5 protein-coding genes are annotated in these 9,205 nt (G+C 59.8%); 1 reads left to right on the forward strand and 4 read right to left on the reverse strand.

Translation table 11 applies throughout. The features are described from left to right. Window positions 1-22: 22 nt before the first annotated feature. The 3 genes from ACZYOF_RS29435 to ACZYOF_RS29445 all read right to left on the reverse strand — a co-directional run bounded on the left by ACZYOF_RS29435 (window position 23) and on the right by ACZYOF_RS29445 (window position 2,237). Window positions 23-913, reverse strand: coding sequence for a LysR family transcriptional regulator (locus ACZYOF_RS29435; protein ID WP_130578690.1), 891 nt, complete (start codon window positions 911-913; stop codon window positions 23-25). Window positions 914-926: 13 nt separating this feature from the next. After that, the gene (locus ACZYOF_RS29440; protein ID WP_282531207.1) at window positions 927-1,313 is read right to left on the reverse strand and encodes a winged helix-turn-helix domain-containing protein; all 387 of its coding nucleotides are present in this window, start codon (window positions 1,311-1,313) and stop codon (window positions 927-929) included. Window positions 1,314-1,601: 288 nt separating this feature from the next. Beyond that, a complete protein-coding gene (locus ACZYOF_RS29445) occupies window positions 1,602-2,237 on the reverse strand; it encodes a response regulator transcription factor (protein WP_130578688.1) in 636 nt (211 codons plus the stop codon). 231 nt (window positions 2,238-2,468) lie between these two features. On the opposite strand from ACZYOF_RS29445, the gene ACZYOF_RS29450 reads away from it, so the two are divergent. After that, entirely contained in the window at window positions 2,469-2,861 is a 393-nt protein-coding gene (locus ACZYOF_RS29450) for a response regulator transcription factor (RefSeq protein WP_130578687.1), read from the forward strand. Here ACZYOF_RS29450 and ACZYOF_RS29455 read toward each other — a convergent pair. Then, window positions 2,856-8,741, reverse strand: a complete 5,886-nt coding sequence (locus tag ACZYOF_RS29455) for an AAA family ATPase (RefSeq protein WP_463717973.1) — start codon at window positions 8,739-8,741, stop codon at window positions 2,856-2,858. The genes ACZYOF_RS29450 and ACZYOF_RS29455 overlap by 6 nt on opposite strands. Between the last annotated feature and the right edge of the window lie 464 nt (window positions 8,742-9,205).

Raw genomic sequence — 9,205 nt, forward strand, 5'->3', positions numbered from 1 at the left:
ACGTTAGACGCATTCCACGATTTCACGCCGTCCGAGCGACGACCGACCAGTCGCGAAGCCGCGTGACCTTGACGAAAGCGTCCAGCGCCGGCGAGTAGCGGCGCCCCTGCACAGCCAGTAGCCGCACCTCGCGCGAAACCGGGTCGCCTTCGAGCGGAATGGTCTTGAGCGTCGGAAGGCGCGGCATGTGCTCGGGCGCGAGTATCACGCCGAAGCCCGCGGCGGCCATGTGCTGCAGGTGCAAGTCGTGACCGCTGCAGTGGCCGAGGTTAGGCGGTTCCTCGGGGAAATACGACTGCTGGATCTTAGGGGCGACGTCGCATTCGACGCGCTCCAGCAAGACGGTCTCACGGAGGTCGTCGATGCTGATCGAGGGACGGTTTGCGAGCCGGTGTGTCGGCGCGAGAACCACGACGTAGCGTTCCTCGAACAGCGACCAGTCGTCGATACGGGCAGGCACGTCCCGCACGTCCCCGACCATTGCGGCGTTGATCTCCCCTTCAAGCAAGAGGTCGACGAGCTTCTCCGCCACGCCCTCGCGCAGCTCGACGTGAAGTCCGGGGATGCAGTTTGCGATCTCCGCGATCGGATCGAGGACGAGCGACGCTGAGATGGAAGGGGCCAGGCCAATCTTCAGTGGCGCAACCTCTTTGCGTTGGAACTCCTGGGCCCTGCGCCGCACCGCCTCTGCCGAGGCCACTGTGCGCTCCAGCATCGGAAGGACTTCCTTTCCGAGGTCGGTGAGTTGGGTCAGCTGGCGCTCGCGGTAGATCAACTGGCCGCCGAGTTCCTGCTCGAGCTTCTGCACCCCCTTGGTCAGCGCGGGCTGCGTGACATTGCACTGCTCGGCGGCGCGGGTGAAGTTGAGTGTGGACGCGACGGCGAGGAAGTAGCGAACCTGATGAAGCTCCATGGGTTGTTCTCCATCAGGTTGTTGCGAGCCCGGCGAGATTGACGAACCGATGCCTGTCGCGGCCGTCATGCAGCGCGCGACACAGCGCGGACATATGGACCGTGAGGTTGGCGGGCTCGACCAAGACATTGGGCCAAAATCGGGCCATCAAGTCCTGCTTGCTGGCCAATTCACCGCGGCGTTCAAGCAAAACAGTCAGGATCTCCAGGGCACGACTTCCGAGTGGCACGGGCTTCTCGCCTTCCAGCAAAAGAAGCTGCGTCGGAAGCAGGCGAAACGGTCCGGATGAAACTTTAGTTGGTGGAACAAAGAAGGCCTGGTCCGTATCCGGAGTTTGAGAAACACAATTTACGTCAAATCCCGGTTCGGGATGCGCCAAGCGACCAATTAATGCGCGCATTATAACCTCGCGTGCCTGGAAAGGCGGTTTTCCGAGGAGAGCCTTGTTGGACGCATTTTGATGGCTTGGAGCGCTGCGGTCGATTGCGCGGAGGTACTTGTAAGGTTCGCTTGTCGCTGCCTGTGCTAAGCGATCGCTTAGAAGTGAGGGCGCAAACCTCGCGCCCCGAATCCGTTGGCCGGATGTGCACCTAAGGAAGAGGATCAGCGGCGCAGAAAAATGCGGTGGACGCAATTTGCGAGTAGATGGCGCCCTCGCACGAAAACGCCGAGGACATGCCGTTCCGGCTCAGGGGTTCTGCGGGTGCTCTAGTCTTAGATTAAGAATGTCCGCCATCCGGCTGAGTTCGGGAAGCGAACGTGCCTTCATCTTCCGCATCAGGTTCACGCGATGCACCTTCACCGTGGATTCGGCGATGCCGATATCGTTGGCAATCTGTTTGTTTAGGCGACCGGCCACGACGCCGAGCATAACTTCACGCTCACGGGAGCTGAGCATGTCGAAGCGCTCCTTGAGCACAGCCAATGCGCTATCACTCTCTCGACGGGCGCGATCGCGAGCGAGGCCGGCCTCGATGGCGTCAAGCAGATCCTGATCACGGAATGGCTTTGTAAGGAACTCTATCGCACCGCCCTTCATCGCCTGCACGGTCATCGGCACGTCGGCGTGCGCCGTGATGAAGATGATCGGCACTTGCCTGTTTGCGGCGACAAGGTCGCGCTGAAGCTCAAGACCGCTTCGCCCCGGCATTCTCACGTCGAGCACCAGGCAAGTGGGACCGTCCGGCGGATCGGCCTTGAGAAACTCGGGAACAGACGAAAATTGTCGGGCAGGTAAACCGACTGTCCGCAACAGCCGCGCGACCGAGTCGCGAAACTCGGGATCGTCATCGATAACCAAGACACAGGGATTTGCCTCACCCATTCTCGGTATCCTGCGTGGGGAAGCCCATTTTCCCCATTTCCGACGTCACTCTACGCACAATTGGTCAAGATGAACAGGTCTCTTTGCCTAAGCGGATAGCCGGAAGCCTAAGCCATCGCTTACGGGCGCGGTCATTGCATTATTGGGAAATGTCCCGGACACTAGAAATTGCATGCAGGCGCGAGGTATGCCGCCAGTGTAGTGGAGCGAGGAAGACGCCTGGAACCGGCAATGTTGAACCGAACACTGATAGCCATCGTCGACGATGATCAGCTCTATCGTGAGTCAATGCGAAAGCTCGTAGTGTTAATGGGCTACACTGTCGAGGCGTTTCCGTCAGCAGCCGATTTCCTGGCGTCACGCTTTTTGCCGGAAACCACCTGCTTGATCGCCGACGTTCACATGCCCGGAATGACTGGAGTCGAGCTGCACAGGCATTTGGTCGATGCAGGGTACGCGATCCCGACGATCCTCGTTACCGCCTACCCCGATGAGGTCGTCAAGGATCGGGCTCTAAAGGATGGGATTGTTTACTACCTCAGCAAGCCAGTGGACGACGACTATCTCGAGCGATGCCTGCGTTCGGCTCTGCAGCCGAGTACGCCGATTGAGGACAATTCATGAGTCGTTGTCCGCCGGCAGAGTGAACTGAAATACGGCGCCGTGAGGTTCGTTCGCTTCCGCCCACAACTTGCCCCCATGAGCATGGATAATGGAGCGGCATATCGACAACCCCATCCCTGTTCCACTGGACTTCGTGGTGTAAAAGGTGTCGAAGACTCGATCGAGATGCTGCGCATCAATGCCGGGCCCAGAATCGCGTACGGCTACGAGGGCGCCTGCCTGATCCTGCTCGGTGCTGATCAACAGCTCTCTTACCCCTTCCTCAACCGAGCCCATCGCTTCAGCCGCGTTCAGAATCAGGTTCAGCAAGACTTGTTGGAGCTGAATGCGATCTCCCAGAACCGGAACCACACCGTGCGCAAGCAGAGTCTGGACCGAGACGCCATTCCTGTGGATCACGCTTTGTGCCAGTAGAATCACTTCGTTGGTAGCCGAATTGAGATCAAAACGCTCCTTTCGCGGAGGCGCTTTCTTGATGTGATCACGCATCCGTCCGACGATATCCTTGGCTCGGTCCGTGTCCCTGACAACGCAAGCGAGCGCTTCCCTGGTCTCATCCAGATTTGGCGGATTCATTTCCAAAAAGCGCGTCCCTGCACGGGCGTTGTTGCGAGCGGTAGCGATCGGGTGCAAAATTTCATGAGACAGTGAGGCGGCCAATTCTCCCATCATGCTCACGCGGTTCATGTGGGCGAAATCCAACTCGAGCTGGCGCAGCTTTTCATGTTCGTCCTGTGCTCGCCTTCGTTCCGTCACATCGACGGTTGTGGTGATAACCTCACTCACCGTGCCCTGGGGGGAAAACACATGGTAGCTGGTTCCTTCGACCCATTTGATTGTTCCATCAGGTAGGAGGAGTCTGAACTCGGCCATGAAATCTCTTTTCTGGCGCACGGCCTCCTGAACCGCTCCCCACACTCTGTCGCGGTCCTCTGGGTGAATGCGTTCCCACATACTTTGTCGACTTGGAAGGCCCTGCAGCGGATCAAACCCCCAGATCCTGTAACTCCCGTCCGACCAATAGAGGTAACGCTTCGTTGTCGCGTTGTAGATCCAATTGCCGGTGCGGCTGAGTCTCTGTGCTTGGCTAAGCGCTTCCTCGACGCGCTTGCGCTCGGTCAGATCGAGGACGAACGCAAGGCCCTGGTCACCTCCTTCCTTGAACAACGCGGCGCCAATAAGCACAGGCACGCGGCTGCCGTCTTTCCGAAAATATTCTTGCTCGAAGGGCTGAAGCCTTCCAGTCGAGTTCAGTTCTTCCCAGGCACGTTTGTCGAGCTCGCGCCACTCCGGCGGGGTCAGCCCAGTCCGGTGCAGGCGCCCCCAGACCAGGTCCTCACGGTCATATCCCACGATGCGTAGAAACGCGTCATTAGCTTCGAGGATCCGCCCTTCGCGGTCGGCAATGAGGATCCCAATGATGTTGGCGTCGACCAAACGCCTAATCTTCCCTTCCCGGTCCGCGAGGTCGTCATAAAGCCGCGAATTTTCCAGCGAGATTGCCGCCTGCGACGCAAGCACATTCAACGCTGTGACGCGGTCAGGTGTGAAAACGTGGGCCGTCAGGTTGTTTTCGAGGTAGAGTACACCGGCCAGTCTGCCCTGTTTGAGCAACGGCAGACAGAGAATTGAACGGGCGTGATGCTGATGAATGTACTTATCGGCGGAAAACGGGTTCGCGGCTGCGGCATCGTGGAGAAGAACGCTCTCTTTCGTCCGGATCACGTAGTGTAGGATGGACTCCGGCAGATCTGCAGCGGTTACACTTGCTTGTCGCTGACCGACGGTCACCGTATTATTGCTGGTCGTGACTTCCGCCTCAATCCGATACCCGTCACCTACCGCAAGGATCAACAGACCTCGCCCGGCACCCGCGTGCTCAATCGCTGTGCGCATCAGCGTGTCGATCAGTTTTTCTAGAACGATCTCGCCCGACACGGCTTGGGAGACTTTGATAACAGTAGCTAGATCCAGTTGTTCGACGGGTGCCCCGATCGTGCTTGTGGGGCCGACAACCGGCTTTTCCTCCCTGAGGTGCGGATACAACTCGTCGAGTTGGCGTACCTTGCCGTCGGCTCCCCAACGGATGTATGCGTACCGCGCGTCCTGCAGATAGGCATGCGCGATCTTCTTGAACCCGCGCGCGGCATAAAAGCGTGCGGCGACTTCGTTGGCGAGCGCCTCGTTGTGGACAAAGCCGTGCGTGTGTGCCGAGTGGATAGCGTGCTCGTAAAGATGTTCGGCATCAAGCGCGCGGCCTTCGATCCGGGCGATCTCCGCCCCGACGAGTGCGGCGCGGTTCTCGAAGTTATCCGGGCAAGCCGTCGCCCAGACCTCGAGCTGTCGGTAGTGCGCGGCTAGTGCCCTGACATGCTCCTGCCATTGGCCGGCCGCCGCGGACTCGCAGCATGCTGCTCTGGAGAGCGCGCTGTAAAAGTGATATTCCGCGCATTCGAAAAAAGACGCCGATGTCGGCTGCAGCTGTTGCGCCCTCAATGAGGCTTCGAGGGCACCCGCATAGTCGCCGGCAAAGAAGCGTGCCTGCAGCTTGCGGGTCCAATACGAGCCCTCGGCCAACGCCAGATCCGGGTTCCTGAAGAAACGGGACTCCAGTAGGCGTTCGTCAAACTGCCCATCGTCAAAGCAACCGAAAATCGGCGTCAAGCCGCGGAGTGTCCGAATCAGCCCAAGCTGGCCGGCTATGGAGTCAATCGCAAAACCGAACCGTATGTTCCGCGCGAACGCGAGACCATGCTCGACCTCGACTTGCACGTTATCGAGCGGATCGCCCGCCGCGAGAAGATACGTGTTCAGGTGGGTGTGATAGTACGCCGCAAAAGTGAGGTCACCGATCTGGTTTGCCGTCTCAAACGCACGCAGCAGCAGATCACGACCTTCCCGGACATGTCTCGTCCAGAACATGAGTAAATATCCAAAGTTCAAATAGGTCCTGGCCTGGAAGCGCTTTAGCCCGCGCTGTTCGACCAGCTCATAGCCGAGACGGCCGAATCGAAGTCCCGCCTGGTAGTCGCCGAATTCCGGTCCAGCAAGCCTGCCAAGCACTGCATAGGCGTAGCACGAGCCGTCACAATTGCCGCCCTCGAGGCTGAGATTGACTGCTCGACAGATGACCATCGAACGTAGTTTCGCATCCGTATAGTGTGCAGGCGGCCCGAGCTTCGTCAGGACGTCGAGCGTCGCGAGCGATGCGGCATTGCTCATCAAAGGCTGATCAATGAGGCTTTCTATCGTGCGGGAGCCGAGTTGGGACCAGATCCGCTCATACTCGCGCCGAGCCTCGTCTTCCGTCGGGTGCGGCGACCAGTCGATACCCAGGTGGCGGAGATAGTCGAGACCGACTGCGATCGCGCGGCTGCCCTGATCCAGGGTCGTGTAAAGATCCACCTGCAGGCACGTGACGCGGGCTCGTTCGATCGTCGTTGCGGCACGGGCCGACAGCACCGCCAGGCGCTGCTCGGCTTCCGCCAGTGCACCAGTGAGAAACTCACATTCGGCCCGGTGCAGCTCCAGCTCAAAGATCAGGTCGTGCTGGCGCTCCCAAGAGTCCCGTGGCAGCAGTGCCGCGCCGGAGAGCAGATAGTTCAGCGCCGCGGCATACGCTGTCGAGGTCTTGGCGCGTCTACCTGCAATGAAATTCAACTCCGCGACCCGCTCAAGCTCTTCAATTGACGTGATGAGATGCGAGCCGCGGTTGAGCTGATTGACGATTTCGAAGATCGTCTCCTCCAGCTTCTCTGGAGGGGTCTGCGCTGCGAGCAGCATCCCTATTCGGAGATGGGCTTCGGCACGCGATTCCTCCGGGATCAAGGAGTAGACGGCTTCCTGGACACGATCGTGGAGAAACTTGTAGGAATCTTCCGAACGAAAGATCAGCCCTGCTCGCACCGCTTCCCAAAGCTGGCCATGCATCTCCTCGGCGGAGTCATGGTAAACGATCCGCAACATGGTGAACCCTGCGTCGTTGCCCAGGCAGGCGAGCTTCTGCAATGCGTTTCGAGTTTCGGCGGACAGGCGGTTCAGCTTCCCTACCATAAGGTCCACCACATTGTCGGTGTAACCTTTGGCGTGAATGCGATTCAGGTCCCAGCACCATCGAGCCTCGCCATAATCGAAAGTGAGCAATGCTTCGTCGGCGAGCGCAGAAATGAACTGAATAGCGAAAAACGGATTGCCGGTTGTCTTCTCGTGGATCAGCTGCGCCAGCGGCGTGATTCTCTCTGGTTCGCTGTGAACAGAATCCGCGATTAGTTGTCCCAAGTCTTCACAGGTTAGGGGTGCCAATACGATGTCTTGCAATATCGCTCCAGCTTGGCGCATCGCTTCGAGCTTGCGCATCAGCGGGTGGATGGGATCGACTTCGTTGTCGCGGTAAGCGCCAATCAACAATAGGTTCTGCACATCCGGCCGGGTCAACAGATCCTCGAGCAGATCGAGCGTTGCTGCATCGAGCCATTGGAGATCGTCGAGGAACAGGGCGAGCGGATGTTCCGGCCGCGCGAATACGCTGATAAATCGCCGGAACACCAGCTGAAAGCGGCCCTGTGCATCCTGTCGCGGCAGCTCGGGGACCGGCGGCTGTTCGCCGATGATGTGCTTCAATTCCGGGACGAGATCAACAATGAGCCGACCGTTCGGTTCGAGCGCCTCGAGCAGCGCCTCCCGCCATTGCCGCAGCTCCGCTTCGGTCTTGCTCAAAAGCGGGCGGATCAGGCTCTGCAAGGCCTGCGCAAGGGTGGCGTAGGGGATGTCGCGCTTGTATTGGTCAAACTTGCCCGATGCAAAAAAACCGCGGGGCAGAACAAGTGGCTTATGAAGCTCGTTGACGACCGCGGACTTGCCGATGCCGGAGTATCCGGAAACCAGCACCAACTCCGGCCTGCCGCCGGCGACGATACGGTCGAAGGAGGCAAGCAGGGTATCGATCTCGGCTGTCCGACCATACAATTTCTCGGGGATCAGCAGCCGGTCCGGAGTGTCGTGTTCCCCGGGCGGGAATTCGTCGATATCGCCTCGGGTTTCCCATTCAGCAAGGCAACGCAGTAGATCGCTCTCGGCGCCTGCAGCCGTCTGGTAACGCTCCTCAGCAGTCTTGGCGAGCAGCTTCATAATGATCGCAGAGACGGAGGCTGGGAGGTTTTTTAACCGCTCGCTGGGCGGCGCCGGTGGTCTTGCAATATGGCAGTGCACCCATTCCATCGGATCGGCCGCCGTGAAGGGCAGAACGCCCGTGAGCATCTGGTACAGCGTGACGCCGAGGGCGTAGAGATCGCTGCGGGCGTCGACCGAACGGTTCATCCGCCCGGTTTGTTCGGGTGCCATGTAGGCAAGCGTACCGGCGATGGTCTCGGGCGGCTCGGGCGCCTGCCGCTCGCGGGACAGGCGCGATGCGATGCCGAACCCGGTGAGCCGCACGTGTCCATCCGCGCAGTCCACCACAATATTAGCTGGCTTGATGTCTTTGTGGATGAGCCCGCGCTGATGAAGCTTGCCCAGAGCCGAGCTAACAGCGATAGCAAGGCGCAAGAAGCGTCCTACCTCCATGGGCCCAACGAGCAAACGATCGAGCGGCTCCCCGCCCGGATCATCGAGCACCAGCGCGGTCCGACCGGCGTCGCGCATGAGGGCCAGCGGCCGCGCCGCCCATGCCCCGTCGAGCTCATCTTTCAGTTCGTATTCGTGCGTGAGGCGATCGAGTCTTGTCCGAGACGGGTGGTCGGCGGCAGGGGCAACAAGCAGTACGGCGAGGCGGTTGCCATTGTCGTCCAGTCGCCAGCCACGGCTGAACACGCGCTCGCCGTCCTCCCACAACACCTGAGAGCTACCATCCGAGTACGCGACGTTCAGCGGCTGCTGCACCATCTGTCAGACTCCGGCGTCGAGCTTCGGCTTGAAGTCGGCTGATCAAGCTCTTCGCGTGCCGCACGCGCGGCCCCTCTCCAGCCTGGAGAAATCGTACTCCATCGCCCGAGAAATGCCAGCCGCCCTCCATCTTGCCGGGTACGGCGGACGCGGATCCTCCTTCGTTTAGCAGCAATTTGGAGCGATTTACCCGCCCTGAGGGTGCCGAGACTCGAGCTGGAACTCAGCCATCCCGAGCGCCAGCTGACGCAGCTCACCGATCTTGGAACGGAAATCCTTCCGATGCTGGCGCGCATGCTGGCCTCGGCAGAGACGGTACGTCGTCGAGCCCAGGCGCGTGAGCTATGGCGGAATCTGGGTGATGACGGCCTGAGAAGGGCGGCGTATCGAGGCGGGTAACCAGCCAGCCAGAACCTCACATGGGATGGTTCGTGTCAAGGCCATCAATCGCAATGCATCAGCAG

The organism is Bradyrhizobium sp. LeoA1Lang (assembly GCF_055413685.1).